The following is an 18,783-nucleotide window of genomic DNA, read 5'->3' on the forward strand; positions in this document are numbered from 1 at the left end:
CGCCATGGCTACCCCTTTCCCCATCCTGCATTACATCTACGACCCGCTCTGCGGCTGGTGCTATGGCGCCGCGCCGCTGGTGCAGGCCGCCCGCGGCATCGACGGCCTGGCCATTGCGCTGCACGGCGGCGGCATGATGACCGGCGGCAACCGCCAGCCGGTCACCGACGCGCTGCGGCGCTACGTCATGCCGCATGACGAACGCATCGCCGGCCTGACCGGCCAGCAGTTCGGTCCGGATTATTTCGACGGCCTGCTGCGCGACAGCGGCGCGGTATTCGACTCGGCCCCGCCCACCACCGCCATCCTGGCGGCGCAATTGCTGGGCGGCCGTGGCCTGGATCTGCTGCAACGCCTGCAACGGGCCCATTACGTCGAGGGCCGGCGCATCGCCGACCCGGCCGAACTGCGGCGCCTGGCGCAAGACGCCGGCCTGGACGGCGCCGCCTTCCAGGAGGCCTATGCCGCCACCGAAGGCGCGGCCACCGATCGCCACATTGCCGAAAGCCGCGCGCTGCTCGGGCGGCTGCGCGGCTCGGGCTTTCCGACGCTGGCGCTGGAACGCGACGGCGCCTGCGAACTGCTGGAACCGTCGCGCTTCCTGGGCCGCCCGTCGCAATGGCAGGCGGACCTGCGCGCCCGGCTCGGGTAGTCAGCCTTCGCCGATGTCACCGTCGCGCTGCAAGGCGCGGTGCATCGCCGGACGCGCCGCCAGCCGTTCGGCATAGGCCGAGAACACCGGGTTCTCGGCAATCACCTTCATCTGCATCATGAACTGCAAGGTGCCGCCCAGCACGATGTCGACGGCGCTGAAATGCTCGCCGAGGAAATACGGGCGGGCCTGCAGCACCCGGGTCACGACCTGTTCGACCTCGTCGGCCGAGCCCCACCCCATCGTGCCCTGCTGGTGCGCCGTCTTGAACACGCGCTCCGTCATGGCGGGCTCGAACACGCCGGTCGAGTAGGCCAGCCAGGTCAGGTAGGGACCGCGTTGCGGATCGCCGATGACCGGACCCAGGCCGGCCTGGGGGAACAGGTCGGTCAGGTAAAGCGCGATGGCGGGGGTTTCGAACACCGGCACCCCGTCGTGCACCAGCGCCGGCACCTTGCCGTGCGGGTGGATGTCGATGTAGTCGGGCGGGATATGGCCGGAGCCGTCGCGGCGGCGGATCGACACCATCTCGGTGTCGTAGGGCACGCCCAGCTCTTCGAGCAGCCAGAGGATGCGGAAAGAGCGCGAGCGCGGGGCGTGATAGAGGGTCAGCATGGGCGGTCTCCTGGTTCCGGGGCGCGGCCCCTGCGGCCATTGTGCCGCAGGCCGCCCAGCCGCGGCCAGTACCGTCACCGGCGACCAGGCGCCTGTCCGCCGGCCGCCCTGTCCACCGTCCGCCCTATTCGCCGGTCGCGCCCAGCGCGCGCAGTTGCGCCTTCAGGCGGCGCACTTCCTGGCTCAGGTCCAGGATCAGCGCCACGGCATCCAGGCCGGCGCCGAAGTCTCGCTCGAGGCGGCGCGCATCCAGCGCGCGCTGCAGGTCGACGCTGTAGAAGCGCCATTCGGCCGGACGCGGCCCGCTGGCGTCGACGATGCCGACCTCGACCAGTTGCGCGACCCATTCGACTTCCGCGCCGCAGGCGCGGGCCAGGTCGTCGGCGCTGAGCGGCTGCGACTTGCCCACCACGGTGGCGCTGCTGATGACGACTTTCTTCATGATCAGACCCCCAGGTGGCGCCGCGGGTTGAACGGCAGGTCGTGCTGCATCTTGCGGTAGGCCTCCTTGGCCGCTTCGGTGTCGGCCGGCGGCAGCGCCAGCTCGAGCACCAGGTACAGGTCGCCGGGCGGATCGCCCGGAATGCCGCGGCCGCGCAGCCGCAACTTGCGGCCGTTGCCGGACCCCGCGGGCACCGAGACCTCGACCGTGCCGCCCGGCGTCGGCGCATTGACCTTGGCGCCCAACGCCGCTTCCCACGGCGCCACCGGCAGCGTCATGTACAGGTCGCGGCCTTCGGCGCGGTAGCGGGCGTGCGGCTTGAAGCGGACCTCCAGGTACAGATCGCCGTTCTCGCCGCCGCCGTAGCCCGGCATGCCCTGCCCGGCCAAGCGGATGAACTGGCCCTCTCGCACGCCCGCGGGGATCCGCACGCTGAGCGTGCGGGTCTGCACCTGCGGGCGGCCCTGGTCGTCCACCGTCATGGAGCGCAGGCTGATGTCGCGGGTGGCGCCCTGCAAAGCGTCTTCGAGGTCGACCTCGATGGCCGCGTGGTGATCGTCGCCGCGGGCGCGGAATTCCTGCTGGTGGCCCTGGCCCGGCGCGCCGCGGCGGCCGCGGCCGCCGAACAGCGACGAGAAGAACTCGCTGAACTGGGCCTCTTCGCCCGACGCCGGACCGCGGTGGAACTCGAAGCCCTCGTCCCATCCCGGCGGCGGCTGGAAGCCCCCGCCCGGCGACACGCCGGCGGCGAGATTGTCGTAGGCCTCGCGCTTTTCCTTGTCGCGCAGCACGTCGTAGGCTTCATTGACGTCGCGCATGCGCGCCTCGGCGTCGCTTTCCTTGCTGACGTCGGGGTGGTACTTGCGGGCGAGCTTGCGGTAGGAGCGCCGGATCTCGTCTTCGGAGGCGCCGCGCTCCACACCAAGAATGCTGTAGTAGTCCTTGAACTCCATTTCCCAGCCCATGGTAAGGGTTGCAGCCAAAGGCGGCTCGCGCCGGATTCGGCCCTGAATGGAAAGAAGATAGGGGTTACGGTGCGATTTTTCAATGCGTTTCGTCAGCCGCGCGGCTTCGCGCATAATGGACGGTTGCCGCGCCCGCCGCCGGGCGCGGCAGGCCATCGCCAATGAACAGGAACCGATCGTGCTGGAAATCATCGACGTCGACTTCAACAACCCGGAACACGGCCAGCAGGTGCTGGCCATGCTCAACGAATACGCCAGCGGCCCCATGGGCGGCAACACGCCCCTGCCCGAGTACGCCCAGCGCAACCTGATTCCGGAACTGGCCAAGCGGCCGACGGCGCGCGCCCTGCTGGCGCGGGTCGACGGCGAGGCGGCCGGCGTGGCCATCTATATCGAGGGATTTTCGACCTTCGCCTGCCGTCCGCTGGTCAACCTGCACGACCTGGGCGTGTCGCCCCGGTTCCAGGGCCAGGGCGTGGGCAAGCAGCTGCTGGCCGCGCTGGAAGACCGCGCCCGCCGGCTGGGCTGCTGCAAGATCACGCTGGAAGTGCTGGAAGGCAACGACGTGGCCCAGGGCCTGTACCGCAAGCTGGGCTACGAAGGCTATTCGCTGGACGAAGACACCGGCCGCGCCATGTTCTGGCAGAAGAAGCTGGCCGCCTGAGTCCTCCATTCGCGGCGCGCGGGGCGCGCCGCCCCCAAGGGAAAAACACATGAAGATGAGCAACATCCCCTTCGGCACCACCGATTGGTCCGAGGTCGAAGCCACAGAACATGCCGGCGACACCGGCATGGCCTATTGGCGCACCCGCCAGTTCGGCGACCTGCGCGTGCGCATGGTCGAATACACGCCGGGCTACCTGGCGGACCACTGGTGCAGCAAGGGCCACATCCTGTTCTGCCTGGAAGGCGAGCTGCATACCGAGCTGGAAGACGGTCGCACCTTCGTGCTGACACCCGGCATGAGCTACCAGGTGGCCGACCAGGCCGAGCCGCATCGCTCGTCCACCGCCACCGGCGCCAGGCTGTTCATCGTCGACTGACGCGCCGGCGCGACACGCGAAATTTCAGTTGCGTTACGCTTTGCGCTACGCACCCCTTTTTCAACGCCGCGCCGCCTCGAGATGAAAGCCCCTTTTCCGGGGCAGCAAGCCGAAGGCGCAGCGTTGGAGGTTTTTCAATCGCCTGACCGGAGATCCACTTGGGCGCCCCGTTTACGCTGTACGTCGATTCCCAGTTCCTCAGCCCCTACGCCATGTCGGCCTATGTGGCGCTGGCCGAAAAACAGTTGCCCTTCGAGGTCCGCCTGATCGATCTGGACGCGGGCGAACAGCGCATGCAGCCCTACCAGTGCCGCGCCCTGACCGCGCGCGTGCCGGCCCTGACCCACGGCGATTTCAACCTGACCGAATCGACCGCCATCACCGAGTACCTGGAAGACCTGCATCCGGCGCCGGCCTGTACCGCCTTGTACCCGGCCCAGCCGCGCGAGCGCGCCCGCGCCCGCCAGCTGCAGGCCTGGCTGCGCAGCGACCTGGGCGCCCTGCGCCAGGAACGGCCGACCGAATCGGTGTTCTACGGCGCCGCCGGACAACCCCTGTCCGACGCCGGCCATGCGGCCGCGGCCAAGCTGATCCACGTGGCCGGCGCCCTGATCGGCGCGGGCCAGGCCAGCCTGTTCGACGACTGGTGCATCGCCGACCTGGACCTGGCGGTGGCGCTGCGCCGCCTGTGGCAGGACGGCCTGCCCGACCCGCTGCGCGAGTATGTCGAGATCCAATGGCAGCGGCCCTCGGTGCGCAAATGGCTGGATCACAACGCGGCCGCCCGCGCCTGATCCACCACTCGGAGCCGCCATGCAATTGCTGGATCACGTCTCCATCAGCGTCGCCGGGCTCGACACCGCCCGGCCCTTCTACGACGCCGTCATGGCCGCCCTGGGCGCGGCCAAGGTCTACGACCACGCCGACGCGCTGGGCTACGGCGAACGCTGCCGCCCCGGCGATTCCGGCCACACCTACCTGAGCGTGCAGGCCGATCCGGCCGCGTCGCCGAGCGCGCCGGCGCGCCGCCATTGGTGCTTCAAGGCCGCCAGCCGCGCCGCGGTGGACGCGTTCCATGCCGCCGGGCTGGCCCACGGCGGGCGTGACGAAGGCGCCCCCGGCCCGCGCCCCCACTACCACCCGCATTACTACGCCGCCTTTCTGTCGGACCCATCCGGCAACCGTATCGAAGCCGTTTGCCACGACGCGCCGTGAGGCCGGGCGCGGCTGCCGCGAACAAGCAGGGACGGATAGTCCCCGACGTTTGACCTGCATCAACCGTCCCCATGTTGCGATGCAACATCCATTCAGGTGTAATGGGGGGGTCAAGTCAGCTGGTTCCACTTGAGGAACCGGTCCGGTAGCACCCGCTGCCGGGTGCTACCTATAGGAGATCGCCATGGCCGGATCCGGCAACGATCGCGTCCCCGCCCCGTCCTTCAACCCCTGGACGGCCGCCTATGAATACGCTGTGGACGCCTGGCAGCGCGGCGTGCTGTACGCCGATGTGATGCGCCAGCGCGGCAACCAGTACCACGACCACATGGCCAAGCGGGCCCCCAACGTGCTCAGCATGGAGTACGAACTGGTGCTGGACGGCCGCGAACTGCCCAGGCCGGTCAACTACGGCCTGCTGCGCATCAAGCCGCCCGAGGGCGTGACGGTCGACCCGATCAAGCGCCCCTTCCTGGTGGTCGATCCGCGCGCCGGCCACGGCCCCGGCATCGGCGGCTTCAAGCCCGAGAGCGAGATCGGCGTGGCGGTGCGCGCCGGCCATCCCTGCTATTTCGCCACCTTCCTGCCGCAGCCCGTGCCCACCCAGACCGTCGAAGACGTGATGAAGGCCGAGGCCCATTTCCTGGAAGAGATCATCGCGCGCCACCCCGACGCCGAAGGCAAGCCGGTGGTGGTGGCCAACTGCCAGGCCGGCTGGCAGATCATGATGACCGCCGCCGTGCGTCCCGAGCTGTTCGGCCCCATCATCATCGCCGGCGCGCCGCTGTCCTACTGGGCGGGCTGGCGCGGCATGAATCCGATGCGCTACGCCGGCGGCCTGCTGGGCGGCAGCTGGCTCACCGCCCTGACCAGCGACCTGGGCGACGGCAAGTTCGACGGCGCCTGGCTGGTGCAGAACTTCGAGAATCTCAACCCGGCCAACACGCTCTGGTCCAAGCAGTACAACCTGTATTCCAAGGTCGACACCGAAGCCGGCCGCTACCTGAGCTTCGAGAAATGGTGGGGCGGCCACGTGTTCCTGAACGGGCCGGAAATCCAGTACATCGTCGACAACCTGTTCGTCGGCAACCGGCTGTCGACCGCCGGGCTGGTCACGTCGGACGGCATCCGCATCGACCTGCGCAACATCCGCTCGCCCATCGTGGTGTTCTGCTCCAAGGGCGACAACATCACCCCGCCGCCGCAGGCGCTGGGCTGGATTCCCGACCTGTACCAGGACGACGCCGAGGTGCTGGCGCACGACCAGACCATCGTCTACGCCGTGCATGAAAGCATCGGCCACCTGGGCATCTTCGTGTCCGGCAGCGTGGCGCGCAAGGAACACCAGGAATTCACCTCCAACATCGACATGATCGATGTGCTGCCGCCGGGCATCTACCAGGCCGAGATCGCCGACAAGACGCCGGACACGCCCAACGCCGACCTGGCCTATGGCAACTACGTGCTGTCGTTCGAGCAGCGCCGCATGGACGACGTGCGCGCCATCGTCGAACGCAAGGAAGACGACGACCTGCGCTTTGCCGCCGTGGCCCGCATCTCCGACATCAACCTGGGCATGTACCGCAGCTTCGTGCAGCCCTGGGTGCGCGCCCTGGTGACGCCGCAATCGGCCGAATGGAGCCAGCGCCTGCATCCGCTGCGCCTGCCCTACGAACTGGTGTCCGACCGCAACCCGCTGATCGCGCCCATCGCCCAGGTGGCCGAGCAGGTGCGCGAACATCGCCAGCCGGTGTCGCCCGACAACCCGTTCCTGCTGGCCCAGGAGATGTTCTCCAAGCTGGTCGAGACCAGCCTGAACATCTTCCAGGAACTGCGCGATTCGGCCGACGAGCGCACCTTCATGAGCGTCTACGGCTCGCCGCTGGTGCAGGACCTGGCCGGGCTGGGCGGCAAGGATGGCCAGCCGCGCCGCCACCCCGGCGTATCGCCCGAACACCGCCGCTTCATGGAAGAACGCGCCGCCGAACTGCGCTCGCTGCTGCAGGAAGGCGGCCTGCGCGTGGCCGCCATCCGCATGCTGCTGTACGTGGCCGGCGCCGAGGGCGGCCTGGACGAACGCAGCTTCGCGCTGATCCGCAAGATGCGGGCCGAGGCCGGCAACGCCATGACGCTGCAGGAATTCAAGGACATCACCCGCGACCAGGCCATGATGATGCGGCTCGATTCCGCGGCCGTGCTGCAGACCATGCCGAAGCTGCTGGAAGACTCGTCGCCCGCCGCCATCCGCGAGGCGCTGGAGGCCATGAAACACGTGCTCGAGGCGGCCCAGCCCCTGAGTCCGGCGGCGCGTGACAGCCTGGCCGAGATGGAACGGATCTTCGAGACCGCCGCGCGCCGCGCGCAAAAGCATGAACCGGCGCCGGGCGCGCGCAAGGCCGTGCGCGCCGCCACCGCGAAACTGCAACCGTCGCCGCCGGCGCCGCCCGCCCCCCGTGCGCGCCGCGCCGCCACGGCGGCCGCCGCCAAGTCCACGCCGCAGGCCGCGGTCAAGGCCGCCGCCCGCAAGAAGGAAGCCGCGCCCGCGCGCGTCCGCAAACCCGCCACCGCCAAGGCCAAGCCGGAATGAGCCTGCCCACCTCCACGCACTACGACAAACTGATCGCGCGCGCCCAGACCCTGGCGCCCGCGGCCTGCGCCATCGCCCATCCCTGCGACGAACCGTCGCTGTCGGCCGCGCTGGAAGCGCGCGACCTGGGCCTGCTGCGCCCCATCCTGGTGGGGCCGGAACTCAAGATCCGCGACACGGCCGCGCAGCACAAGCTGAACCTGGGCGACGCCCGCATCGTCGATGCGCCGCACAGCCACGCCGCGGCCGAGACCGCCGTGGCGCTGGTGCGCGGCGGCGAGGCTTCGCTGCTGATGAAGGGCAGCCTGCACACCGACGAACTGATGCACGAGGTGGTGGCGCGCGCCACCGGCCTGCGCAGCGGCCGGCGCATCAGCCATGTGTTCATCATGGAAGTGCCGACCTACGCCGAGCCGCTGTTCATCACCGACGCGGCCATCAACATCTTTCCGGACCTCGAAACCAAGGCCGACATCATCCGCAACGTGATCGACCTGCACCACGGCCTGGGCCTGGGCGAGCCGCGCGTGGCGATCCTGTCGGCGGTGGAACAGGTCACGCCCAGCATCCCCAGCACCATCGAGGCCGCCGCGCTGTGCAAGATGGCCGACCGCGGCCAGATCAGCGGCGGCGTGCTCGACGGCCCGCTGGCGCTGGACAACGCCATCAGCCCCGACGCCGCCCGCATCAAGGGCATCCGCTCGCTGGTGGCGGGCGTGGCCCAGGTGCTGGTGGTGCCCGACCTGGAAGCCGGCAACATGCTGGCCAAGAACCTGACCTTCCTGGCCAACGCCGAGGCCGCCGGCATCGTGCTGGGCGCGCGCGTGCCCATCATCCTGACCAGCCGCGCCGACAGCCCGCGTTCGCGCCTGGCGTCCTGCGCGGTGGCGGCGATCTACGCGCACCACCTGGCCGCCCAGCAGGCGCGCCCGCTGGCTTAGGCGGGCCGACAGGCCGTGAATGAGCGGCGGGGCCCCGGCCCCGCCTTGTCCGTTGCATCAAGAGGCGATCGACTCCATGTCCGACACCATTCTCGTCATCAACGCCGGCAGTTCCAGCATCAAGTTCTACCTGTACGACATCGACGGCAAGCAGGCCCTGGCGCCGCGCCTGGGCGGCCAGCTCGAAGGCATCGGCACCAGCCATCCGCGCCTGCGGGTGCGCGACGCCGCCGGCCAGACGCTGGTGGAACGCGACATCGCGCCCAGCCACGCGCCCGACGTGCCCAACGGCCAGGAAGTGGTCGGCACCTGGCTCAGCGGCCACCTGGGCGGCGCGCCGCTGGCCGTGGGCCATCGCGTGGTGCACGGTGGCCCCGACCTGGCCGAGCCGGTGCTGATCGACGACGCCATCCTCGCCAAGCTGGACACCTTCACGCCGCTGGCGCCGCTGCACCAGCCCAACAACCTGGCGCCGATCCGCGTGATCCGCGAGCGGCGCCCGTGGATTCCGCAGGTGGCGTGCTTCGACACCGCCTTCCATCGCAGCCATTCCGACGTGGCCGACCGCTACGCCCTGCCCGAGAACCTCTACCAGCAGGGCGTGCGCCGCTATGGCTTCCACGGCCTGTCGTACGAGTACATCGCGCAGCGGCTGCGCCAGGCGCTGCCCGAGATCGCGATGGGCAAGATCATCGCGGCGCACCTGGGCTCGGGCGTGTCGGCCTGCGCCATGCACCAGGGCAGGAGCGTCGACAGCACCATGGGATTCACCGCGCTCGAAGGCCTGCCCATGGGCACGCGCCCCGGGCGCCTGGATGCGGGCGTGGTGCTGTGGATGATGGAACAGGGCATGTCGCACGACGACATCGAGCACCTGCTGTACCACGACTGCGGCATGAAGGGCCTGTCGGGCATCAGCAACGACATGCGCGAGCTGCTGGCCAGCGACGCGCCGTCGGCCAGGCTGGCGCTCAAGTACTTCGCCTGGCGCGTGGCCGAAGGCATGATCGGCCTGGGCTGCGCCATGAACGGCATCGACGGCATCGTCTTCACCGCGGGCGTCGGCGAGAACTCGGCCGAGATCCGCCAGGCCATCAGCGAGCATTGGGGCTGGCTCGGCATCAAGCTGGATCCCGAGCGCAATGCGCATCACGGGCCGCGCATTTCCAGCGACGACAGCCGCATCGGCGTGTACGTGGTGCGCACCAACGAAGAACTGATCATCGCGCAGCACACGCTGGCCCTGGTGAAGCAACGATGAGCGCCGCCCTGCCTCTTGCCGGCAAGCGCGGCCTGGTCACCGGCATCGCCAACGCCGACTCCATCGCCTGGGGCTGCGCCAAGGCGTTCCGCGCCATGGGCGCGGAACTGGCCGTGACCTACCTGAACGACAAGGCCCGCCCGCACGTCGAGCCGCTGGCGCGCCAGGTCGACGCGCCGCTGCTGATGCCGCTGGACCTGCTGCGCGAGGGCGAGCTGGAGGCGGTGTTCGAGCGCATCGCGACCGAATGGGGCGGCCTGGACTTCGTGCTGCATTCCATCGCCTACGCCCCGCGCGACGACCTGCACGGCCGCGTCACCGACTGCTCGCGCGCCGGCTTCCTGACGGCCATGGACGTGTCGTGCTGGTCGTTCATCCGCATGGCCAAGCTGGCCGAGCCGCTGATGCCGACCGGCGGCACCTTGTTCTGCATGAGCTACTACGGCTCGCAGATGGTGGTCGAGCACTACAACATGATGGGCCCGGTGAAGGCCGCGCTGGAATCGGCCACCCGCTACCTGGCGGCCGAGCTCGGCCCGCAGGGCATCCGCGTGCATGCGATCTCACCCGGACCGCTCAAGACCCGCGCCGCCTCGGGCATTGCCGAGTTCGACGCGCTGCTCGACCGCGCCCAGGCCAAGGCGCCGGCGCGCAGCCTGGTGTCGATCGACGACGTCGGCGAGGCCACCGCCTGGCTCGCCACCGACGCCGCCCGCCGCATGACCGGGCAGACGCTGTATATCGACGGCGGCTATCACATCATCGATTGAGGCGCGGGCGCCACGGCCCGCGCCGAGTATCAGGAGAGCGTGGCTGGCGCCGGCCCCTGGCGCCAGCGCTCGATGGCCTCGACCGCCTGTTCGGGCGACGCAAAGATCTTGTCACGGCCGATGCGCTCGGCCAGGCCCGAGCGCTCCAGCGCCATGCGGAACTGGCCGTGGCCGCCCGCCACCAGCAGCACCATCCCGCGGTCGCGCAGCTCGCGCCGCAATTCGTACAGCGCCTCGATGGCGTCGGCATCGGCCTGCGTCATGGCTTCGGCGTCCAGCACGAACCAGGTGACATCGCCGGCCTGCTCGATGATTTCGCGCGCGCGCCGGCGGAAAGCGTCCGCGTTGAAGAACCACACCGACGACTCGAACAGCCAGATCACCGCGCCCGGCACCGGCTGCGCCTGCGGGTTCAGGTGCATCTTGCCCAGCACCGACTCGCCCGGCAGCCGCCCGAGCAGCGCATCGCGCGGATTGCCGGACACGTACATGGCGTACAGCAGGGTCGCGCCCACCGACACCGCCACGCCCTGCAGTACGCCGAAGCCCACCACGCCCACGGCCGCCAGGATGCCGAAGGCCAGCTCGATGCGCGAAATGCGCGCCAGCCGCATGAAGGCCTGGCCGTCGAACAGGCTGGCGGCCGCCAGCAGCAGGATCGCCGACAGCACCGCCTGCGGCAGCCAATAGAGCGGCGCGCTCAGCAGGCCCACCACGACGGCCAGCGCCACCGCCGCGCTCACGCCCACCAATGGCGACGAGCCGCCCGCGGCCAGGCCCACCGCCGTGCGCGAATCGGCCCCCGTCACCACGAAGCCCTGGAACAGCCCGGCCGCCACGTTGGCCGCGCCGAAACCGACCAGCTCGCGGTTCGGATCGACGTGTTCGCCGGTGCGCGCGGCAAAGCTGCGCGCCGTCACGATGCCGCTGGAAAAACTCACCACCAGCACACCCGCCGCGCCCAGCAGGATGTTGTCCACGCCGTCCAGCCGCACCGGCAGGCGCAGCGCCGGCAGGCCCGCCGGCACCTCGCCCACCACCGCGATGCCAAGGCTGGGAAAATCGAACAGCCACGACAGCAGGCAGGCGCCCACCACCAGCATGATCGGCCCCGGCCAGGTCGGCCGCCAGCGCTTGATCGCCACCAGCAGCAGGCACGACGCCAGCCCCAGGCACAGCGTCGGAATGCGGATCTCCGACACGCGCCGCGACAGTTCCAGGAACGGATGCACCAGCCCGCTGTTGCGCAGGCCCACGCCGGTCAGGCCGCTCAGTTGCGACAGCGCCAGCGTCACCGCCACGCCCGCCATGTAGCCGATCAGCACCGGCCGCGACAGCAGGTTGGCCAGCACGCCCAGCCGCAGCAGCCGCGCGATCAGGCAGCCCACCCCCACGGTCAGCGCAATGCCGGTCGCCGCCACCAGGCGGTCTTCGGGCGAGGTCAGCGCCATGCCGGTCAGCGTCGCCGCGATCAGTGTGCAGGTGGCCGTGTCCGGCCCCACGATCAAGGTGCGCGACGACCCGAACAGCGCGTACCCCAGCATGCCCGCGATGGCCGCCCACAGCCCCGCCACCGGCGGCACGCCCATCATCGCGGCATACGCCAGCCCCACCGGCAGCGCCACCGCGGCCACGCTCAGGCCCGCGGCAATATCGCGGCCCGCGGACTCCCGGGTCATGCCCCGGAAATTGTTCAGGCCAGGAAGAAAACGTAGGTTCATGGTGCTGCGGGGCAGGCGAAACGTGGACGGATACCGCGGAGCGCGGGCGAGCGCCAAGCCTACACCAGTCCGCGTCCCCCAAACCGGGGGAGAATCAAGCGCCGATCGACCGTAAACGCGCCTTCATTCCAAAAAGGAATCGACTTCCTTAAATATTTATCCCTTTTTATCAATCTGGGGATTGCGTAGAGTCTGGGGCACAACAGATGCGGCCTCGCGGCCGCTCACGGGGCCGTCCAGCGGCCCTTGAACAAGAGCGCGGCCGAACCCATGGACCGCGCGCCAGGAGACCCCAGCATGCCCCACGCATTCCTGCGCCGCGCCGCCGGCGCCGCGCTCGCATTCGCCGCACTTGCCGCCTTCCCCGCGCTGTCCCACGCCCAGGCCTACCCCGACCGTCCCATCAAGCTGGTCGTGCCATGGCCTCCGGGCGGCGCCACCGACGCCCTGGGGCGCATGCTGGCGCAGCGCCTGACCGAACGCCTGGGCCAGACCGTCATCGTCGACAACAAGGCCGGCGCCGGCGGCAACATCGGCACGGCCGCATTCGTGCGCGAGAAACCAGACGGCTACACCCTGCTGGTCGCCACCAGCTCGACCAACGCCGCCAACCCGCACCTGTATGCGCGCCTGGGCTTCGACCCGGTCAAGGACTTCACGCCCGTCGCCTTCGTCGCCGAGATTCCCAACATCCTGGAAGTGCCCAAGCAGTCGCCCTACCGGTCGGTGCAGCAGTTGGTGGACGCCGCCAAGGCCGCGCCCGGCAAGCTCAACTACGGTTCGGGCGGCGTCGGCTCGTCGCAGCATCTGGCTGGCGCCATGTTCAAGGCGCGTACCGGCGTCGACATCCTGCACATCCCCTACAAAGGCAGCGGCCCCGCCGTATCCGACCTGCTCGCGGGCCAGGTCGACATGATGATCGACACCGGCTCGCTGGCCCAGGTCCAGGCCGGCGCCCTGCGCGCCCTCGCCGTCGCTTCGCGCCAGCGCCTGCCCGCTTTGCCGGACGTGCCCACCTTTGCCGAAGTGGGCGTCAGCGACATGTATGCCTCGGCCTGGTACGGCATCGTCGCCCCGGCCGGCACGCCCGACGACATCGTCGCCCGCCTGAACCGCGACATCAACGCCATCACCAGCGACCCGGCCATGCGCCAGCGCATGGAATCCATGGGCGCCATCGTCCCCGCCGGCCAGACGCCCGCGGCCTTCGATGATTTCATGCGCGCCGAGGTCGGCCGCTACGGCGGCATCGTGAAGCTGTCGGGCGCGAAGATGGAATAAATGCCCCGCGGCGGACAATGTGGTCTCCGGCCCATGAAAAAAAAGCCGCTCCTTTCGGAGCGGCTTTTTCATCGCGCGGGCGGAAAGATTACTGGGCCCGCTCTTGCAGCACCGCCACCGCCGGCAGGGTCTTGCCTTCCAGGAATTCCAGGAACGCGCCGCCGCCGGTCGAGATGTAGCCGACCTGCTCGCCGATGCCGTACTTGGCGATCGCGGCCAGCGTGTCGCCGCCTCCCGCGATCGAGAAGCCCTCGGAATCCGCGATCGCCTGCGCCACCACCTTGGTGCCGTTGGCGAACTGGTCGAACTCGAACACGCCGACCGGGCCGTTCCAGACGATGGTGCCGGCCTGCTTGAGGATCTCGGCCAGCTGCTGCGCGGTCTGCGGGCCGATATCCAGGATCATGTCGTCGGCGGCCACGTCATCGGCCGCCTTGACGGTGGCCTCGGCGTCCGCGCCGAACGCCTTGGCGCACACCACGTCCACCGGGATCGGCACATCCGCGCCACGCTGCTTCATCAGCTCGATCACGGCGCGCGCCTGCTCCACCTGGTCCGGCTCGGCCAGCGACTTGCCGATCGGCAGCCCGGCCGCCAGCATGAAGGTGTTGGCGATGCCGCCGCCCACCACCAGCTGGTCGACCTTGTCGGCCAGCGATTGCAGGATCGACAGCTTGGTCGACACCTTGGAGCCGCCGACGATCGCGACCAGCGGACGCTTCGGCTCGTGCAGCGCGCGGCCCAGCGCGTCCAGCTCGGCTTCCAGCAGCGGGCCGGCGCAGGCCACCGGCGCGAAGCGCGCGATGCCGTGCGTGGTGGCCTCGGCGCGGTGCGCCGTGCCGAAGGCGTCATTGACGTAGACGTCGCACAGCGCCGCCATCTTGCGCGACAGCGCTTCGTCGTCCTTCTTCTCGCCGACGTTGACGCGGCAGTTTTCCAGCAGCACCACCAGGCCCGGCTCGACCTTGACGCCGTCGACCCAGTCGCGCACCAGCGGCACGGGCATGCCCAGCAGCTCGGACAGGCGCTGGCCGACCTTGGCCAGCGAATCGGCCTCGGTCAGCTCGCCTTCCTTGGGGCGGCCCAGGTGCGAGGTGACCATCACCGCGGCGCCGGCGTCCAGCGCCAGGCGGATGCCGGGCACCGAGGCGCGGATGCGGGTGTCTTCGGAAATGCGGCCGGCGTCATCGAACGGCACGTTCAGATCGGCGCGGATGAACACGCGCTTGCCGGACAGGGCGCCGGCCTTGGCCAGCGCGGACAGGGTATTGACCTTGGACATATGCTTTGCGTCTCCTAGAGTTGGCGAACGAAGGGGACGAACCCGCTTTCCGCCGTGGCGGAAAACCTGTTCGTCCCCTTCGATCCGACAGCGATGCTTACTTGGCCGACATCAGCGCGACGGTGGTGTCGAGCATGCGGTTCGAGAAGCCCCACTCGTTGTCGTACCAGGACGAAACCTTGACCAGGCGGCCCGAGACCTTGGTCAGCGACGCGTCAACGGTGCTGGAGGCCGGGTTGTGGTTGTAGTCCACCGAGACCAGGGGTTCGGTGTTGTAGTCCAGGATGCCCTTGAGCTCGCCTTCCGAGGCGGCCTTCAGGATGCCGTTCACTTCCTCGACGGTCGTGTCGCGCTTGGCCACGAAGGACAGGTCGACGATCGACACGTTGATGGTCGGGACGCGGATGGCGTAGCCGTCCAGCTTGCCGTTCAGTTCCGGCAGCACCAGGCCGACCGCGGCGGCGGCGCCGGTCTTGGTCGGGATCATGCTCATGGTGGCCGAACGGGCGCGGCGCAGGTCTTCGTGGTAGACGTCGGTCAGGACCTGGTCGTTGGTGTAGGCGTGGACGGTCGTCATCAGGCCGTTTTCCAGGCCCAGCTTGTCGTTCAGCGGCTTGACCAGCGGGGCCAGGCAGTTGGTGGTGCACGACGCGTTCGAGATGACGGTGTCGGTCGACTTCAGCACGCCGTGGTTGACGCCGTAGACGACGGTGGCGTCAACGTCCTTGCCGCCCGGGGCCGAGATGATGACCTTCTTGGCGCCGCCCTTGATGTGCGCGCCGGCCTTTTCCTTGGTGGTGAAAAAGCCCGTGCATTCCAGCACCACATCGACCTTCAGCTCGCCCCACGGCAGTTCGGCCGGGTTGCGGTTGGCCAGCACGCGGATCTTGTCGCCGTTGACGACCATGTACTCGCCGTCGACGTCGACGGTGCCCGGGAACTTGCCGTGGGCGGTGTCGTAGCGGGTCAGGTGGGCGTTGGTCTTGGGATCGCCCAGGTCGTTGATGGCGACGATTTCGATATCGTGCTTCTTGCCACCTTCATAGTGGGCACGCAGGATGTTGCGGCCGATGCGACCGTAACCGTTGATGGCGACGCGAATGGTCATGACTAGGCTCCTTTTTTACAGAACTTGCTTGACGGTCTCGGCCACCTTGTCGGCGGTCAGCCCGAAGAACTTGAACAGCGCGCCCGCGGGGGCCGATTCGCCGTAGCGGTCGATGCCGACCACGGCGCCTTCCAGGCCCACGTACTTGTGCCAGAAAGCGGTCACGCCGGCCTCGACGGCCACGCGCGGCAGGCCCTTGGGCAGCACCGATTGCTTCCAGGCGGCGTCCTGCTTGTCGAACACGTCGGTGCTCGGCATGGACACCACGCGCACCGCGATGCCTTCCTTGGCCAGCTGGGCTTGCGCGTCCAGGGCGATGGCGACTTCGGAACCGGTGGCGATGATGACGGCGCGGGCGCCATCGGCGTCGCGCAGCACGTAGCCGCCGCGGGCGATGGCGTCCACGGTGGCGGCATCGCGTTGCACGAACGGCAGGTTCTGGCGCGACAGCAACAGGGCCGTCGGGCCGCCGTCATGCACGTCCATGCCGATGCTGGCAGGACGCGTCACGGCGGCGTTCCAGGCCACGGCGGTCTCGGCCGTGTCGCACGGGCGCCAGAGCGACAGGTTGGGAATCAGGCGCAGGCTGGCGGCGTGCTCGATCGACTGGTGGGTCGGGCCGTCTTCGCCCAGGCCGATGGAGTCGTGCGTGAACACGTGCACCACGCGCTGCTTCATCAGCGCGGCCATGCGGATGGCGTTGCGCGAATAATCGGAGAACGTCAGGAAGGTGCCGCCGAACGGCAGGTAGCCGCCGTGCAGGGCCACGCCGTTCATGATGGCGGCCATGCCGAATTCGCGCACGCCGTAGTTGATGTGGCGGCCGAACTGGATGCCCTTGTCGCCGGCGCGCACGGCGCCCACGCCCTTCCAGTCGGTGAAGTTCGAGCCGGTCAGGTCGGCCGAGCCGCCCAGCATTTCGGGCAGCGCGGCGGCCAGCGCCGTGATCGCGAACTGCGAAGCCTTGCGGGTGGCGACGGTTTCGGCCTTTTCCAGCGTGGCGTTCAGGAACGCCTTGAATTGGTCGGCGTAGCCGGCCGGCAATTCGCCCTTCATGCGGCGCGTGAACTCGGCGGCCTCGGCCGGGAATTCGGCGGCGTAGGCGTCGAACGCCGATTGCCATTCGGCCTGCGCGGCGGCGCCGGCCTTGCGGCCGTCCCAGCCGTCGTAGACGTCCTGCGGGATCTGGAACGGCTCGGCCGACCAGCCCAGCGCGGCGCGGGTGGCGGCGATCTCGTCCTTGCCCAGCGGCGCGCCGTGCACGTTGTGGGTGCCGGCCATGTTGGGCGAACCCTTGCCGATGACGGTGCGGCAGACGATCAGCGTGGGCTTTTCCGATTGCGCGCGGGCGGCCTTGATGGCGGCGTCCACGGCGGCGGCGTCGTGGCCGTCGATGCCGCGGATGACGTTCCAGCCGTAGCCCTCGAAGCGCTTGGCGGTGTCGTCGGCGAACCAGTGCTCGACGTGGCCGTCGATCGAGATGCCGTTGTCGTCATACAGCACCACCAGCTTGGACAGCTTGAGCGTGCCGGCCAGCGAGCACACTTCGTGCGAGATGCCTTCCATCAGGCAGCCGTCGCCGGTGAAGGCGTAGGTGTGGTGGTCGACGATGGTGTGGCCGGGCTTGTTGAACTCGGCGGCCAGCAGCGCTTCGGCCAGCGCCATGCCGACGGCGTTGCCCAGGCCCTGGCCCAGCGGGCCGGTGGTGGTTTCCACGCCCGGGGTGATGCCCACTTCGGGGTGGCCCGGCGTCTTGGAATGCAGCTGGCGGAAGTTCTTCAGTTCTTCGATCGGCAGGTCATAGCCGGTCAGGTGCAGCAGCGCGTAGATCAGCATCGAGCCGTGGCCGTTGGACAGCACGAAGCGGTCGCGGTTGGCCCAGGCGGGATCCTTGGGGTTGTGGCGCAGGTTGCCGATCCAGAGGGCCTGGGCGATTTCCGCCATGCCCATGGGAGCGCCCGGGTGCCCGGAGTTCGCTTGTTGCACGGCATCCATCGCGAGGGCGCGGATGGCATCCGCCAAGGCAAGTTTAGGGGCGGTCGGATTGCTCATTCGGAAGGCTCTTTGAGGCTGGCGCGCCCACGCAGGAAATGGGGGCCAGTTGAGTAGGTTGCGAAGCAGACGATTTTAACACCTGGGGATGACCCGGCCGGCGGCTGGCGGCGGGGTCCGCCAGATGGACGATACCCCCTGGGGAAAACGCGGTCCCCCGGGGCGGAAACCGCAATGGCATGGCGTAGTTCCCACAATTGCGGCGGGCCGGTCCGAGATTCATGATGGACCGGCATCCCCCCTTGCTGGATTCCGTATCATGATTGCCATGTTGAGCTTCACCATTCCCGCCGCCGGCATCCTGGCCCTGCGCAACGCGCTCGGCGAGGAACGCGCCATCGCGGTGGCGCAGGCGCTGGAACACGCCCGCCTGCAGGGCGAGGCCGACCTGCTCAAGCGCTCGCAGGACGAAGCGCGCGCCGAACTCCAGGCCTATGCCCTGTCACGCGTCGACTTCGCCCGCGAACGCGCCGAGCTCGAACGCGACATCGCCAAGCGCGCCGCCCAGGAACAATTCGACAGACTCGTCGAAATCGTCGCGCAATTGCCCACCCGCGAGGAACTCAAGCAATTGCCCACCCGCGAAGAACTCAAGCGTTTCGCCACCCACGAAGACCTGGCCGAGGTACGCCACGACCTCCTGCGGCTGGACAAGAAAATGACCGTGGGCTTCCTGACCCTGCTGACGCTGCAACTGGCGTCCAGCGCTCCCACCCTGATCGACTGGGGCATCAAGATGGTAGGCTACGCGCTCAGGTGACCGGGCGACGAGCCAGGCCCCTGAGTCGCCGGGCCGCTGCCCGTGCCGCGCCCCGGGTCTGCGCCCGGCCCCACGTCCGCTTTCCGTC

At 69.2% G+C, this 18,783-nt stretch carries 18 protein-coding genes; 11 read left to right on the forward strand and 7 right to left on the reverse strand.

Features of this window, described 5'->3' with window-relative positions:
- Positions 1-4: 4 nt before the first annotated feature.
- Positions 5-652, forward strand: coding sequence for a DsbA family protein (locus AT699_RS24410; RefSeq protein WP_006385591.1), 648 nt, complete (start codon positions 5-7; stop codon positions 650-652).
- On the opposite strand, the gene AT699_RS24415 is transcribed toward AT699_RS24410, so the two are convergent.
- From AT699_RS24415 to AT699_RS24425, 3 genes are all read right to left on the reverse strand, one after another.
- A complete protein-coding gene (locus tag AT699_RS24415) occupies positions 653-1,267 on the reverse strand; it encodes a glutathione S-transferase family protein (protein ID WP_006385592.1) in 615 nt (204 codons plus the stop codon). It lies immediately after the preceding gene.
- A 124-nt stretch (positions 1,268-1,391) separates the two neighbouring features.
- Positions 1,392-1,709: a chaperone modulator CbpM gene (locus tag AT699_RS24420; RefSeq protein WP_006385593.1), complete on the reverse strand. Its 318-nt coding sequence runs from the start codon at positions 1,707-1,709 to the stop codon at positions 1,392-1,394.
- 2 nt (positions 1,710-1,711) lie between these two features.
- On the reverse strand, positions 1,712-2,662 hold the full coding sequence (locus AT699_RS24425; RefSeq protein ID WP_035181969.1) for a DnaJ C-terminal domain-containing protein: 951 nt from the start codon (positions 2,660-2,662) through the stop codon (positions 1,712-1,714).
- A 190-nt stretch (positions 2,663-2,852) separates the two neighbouring features.
- Here AT699_RS24425 and AT699_RS24430 point away from each other — a divergent pair, with 190 nt between their 5' ends.
- The 8 genes from AT699_RS24430 (at position 2,853) to fabI (ending at position 10,491) form a co-directional block, all read left to right on the forward strand.
- Positions 2,853-3,338 carry a GNAT family N-acetyltransferase gene (locus tag AT699_RS24430; RefSeq protein WP_026383191.1) on the forward strand — a complete coding sequence of 162 codons (486 nt, stop codon included), beginning with the start codon at positions 2,853-2,855 and terminating at the stop codon, positions 3,336-3,338.
- Between the two features lie 49 nt (positions 3,339-3,387).
- A complete protein-coding gene (locus AT699_RS24435; RefSeq protein WP_024070151.1) occupies positions 3,388-3,717 on the forward strand; it encodes a DHCW motif cupin fold protein in 330 nt (109 codons plus the stop codon).
- Between the two features lie 158 nt (positions 3,718-3,875).
- Positions 3,876-4,511: a glutathione transferase gene (gene yfcF, locus AT699_RS24440; RefSeq protein WP_024070152.1), complete on the forward strand. Its 636-nt coding sequence runs from the start codon at positions 3,876-3,878 to the stop codon at positions 4,509-4,511.
- A 19-nt stretch (positions 4,512-4,530) separates the two neighbouring features.
- On the forward strand, positions 4,531-4,932 hold the full coding sequence (locus tag AT699_RS24445) for a VOC family protein (RefSeq protein ID WP_006385598.1): 402 nt from the start codon (positions 4,531-4,533) through the stop codon (positions 4,930-4,932).
- 184 nt (positions 4,933-5,116) lie between these two features.
- Positions 5,117-7,519 carry a DUF3141 domain-containing protein gene (locus AT699_RS24450; RefSeq protein ID WP_024070153.1) on the forward strand — a complete coding sequence of 801 codons (2,403 nt, stop codon included), beginning with the start codon at positions 5,117-5,119 and terminating at the stop codon, positions 7,517-7,519.
- Entirely contained in the window at positions 7,516-8,460 is a 945-nt protein-coding gene (locus tag AT699_RS24455) for a phosphate acetyltransferase (RefSeq protein ID WP_024070154.1), read from the forward strand. The genes AT699_RS24450 and AT699_RS24455 overlap by 4 nt, the downstream gene beginning before the upstream one ends.
- A gap of 76 nt (positions 8,461-8,536) precedes the next feature.
- Positions 8,537-9,721 carry an acetate/propionate family kinase gene (locus AT699_RS24460; protein ID WP_020926697.1) on the forward strand — a complete coding sequence of 395 codons (1,185 nt, stop codon included), beginning with the start codon at positions 8,537-8,539 and terminating at the stop codon, positions 9,719-9,721.
- On the forward strand, positions 9,718-10,491 hold the full coding sequence (gene fabI, locus AT699_RS24465; protein ID WP_006385602.1) for an enoyl-ACP reductase FabI: 774 nt from the start codon (positions 9,718-9,720) through the stop codon (positions 10,489-10,491). The genes AT699_RS24460 and fabI overlap by 4 nt, the downstream gene beginning before the upstream one ends.
- A 29-nt stretch (positions 10,492-10,520) precedes the next feature.
- Here the strand turns inward: fabI and AT699_RS24470 are convergent, their stop codons facing one another.
- Positions 10,521-12,212, reverse strand: a complete 1,692-nt coding sequence (locus AT699_RS24470; protein WP_006385603.1) for a SulP family inorganic anion transporter — start codon at positions 12,210-12,212, stop codon at positions 10,521-10,523.
- A 297-nt stretch (positions 12,213-12,509) separates the two neighbouring features.
- On the opposite strand from AT699_RS24470, the gene AT699_RS24475 reads away from it, so the two are divergent.
- Positions 12,510-13,493, forward strand: a complete 984-nt coding sequence (locus AT699_RS24475) for a Bug family tripartite tricarboxylate transporter substrate binding protein (protein ID WP_024070156.1) — start codon at positions 12,510-12,512, stop codon at positions 13,491-13,493.
- 88 nt (positions 13,494-13,581) lie between these two features.
- Here AT699_RS24475 and AT699_RS24480 read toward each other — a convergent pair whose 3' ends face one another.
- The 3 genes from AT699_RS24480 to tkt form a co-directional block, all read right to left on the reverse strand.
- Positions 13,582-14,775, reverse strand: coding sequence for a phosphoglycerate kinase (locus AT699_RS24480; RefSeq protein ID WP_024070157.1), 1,194 nt, complete (start codon positions 14,773-14,775; stop codon positions 13,582-13,584).
- A gap of 97 nt (positions 14,776-14,872) precedes the next feature.
- On the reverse strand, positions 14,873-15,883 hold the full coding sequence (gene gap, locus AT699_RS24485; RefSeq protein ID WP_006385607.1) for a type I glyceraldehyde-3-phosphate dehydrogenase: 1,011 nt from the start codon (positions 15,881-15,883) through the stop codon (positions 14,873-14,875).
- 15 nt (positions 15,884-15,898) lie between these two features.
- Entirely contained in the window at positions 15,899-17,935 is a 2,037-nt protein-coding gene (gene tkt, locus AT699_RS24490; protein ID WP_006385609.1) for a transketolase, read from the reverse strand.
- Between the two features lie 259 nt (positions 17,936-18,194).
- Between tkt and AT699_RS24495 the strand changes: the two genes are divergently transcribed.
- The gene (locus AT699_RS24495) at positions 18,195-18,695 is read left to right on the forward strand and encodes a hypothetical protein (protein WP_024070159.1); all 501 of its coding nucleotides are present in this window, start codon (positions 18,195-18,197) and stop codon (positions 18,693-18,695) included.
- Positions 18,696-18,783: the final 88 nt, after the last annotated feature.

It is taken from the genome of Achromobacter xylosoxidans (assembly GCF_001457475.1).
Classification (GTDB): domain Bacteria; phylum Pseudomonadota; class Gammaproteobacteria; order Burkholderiales; family Burkholderiaceae_B; genus Achromobacter; species Achromobacter xylosoxidans.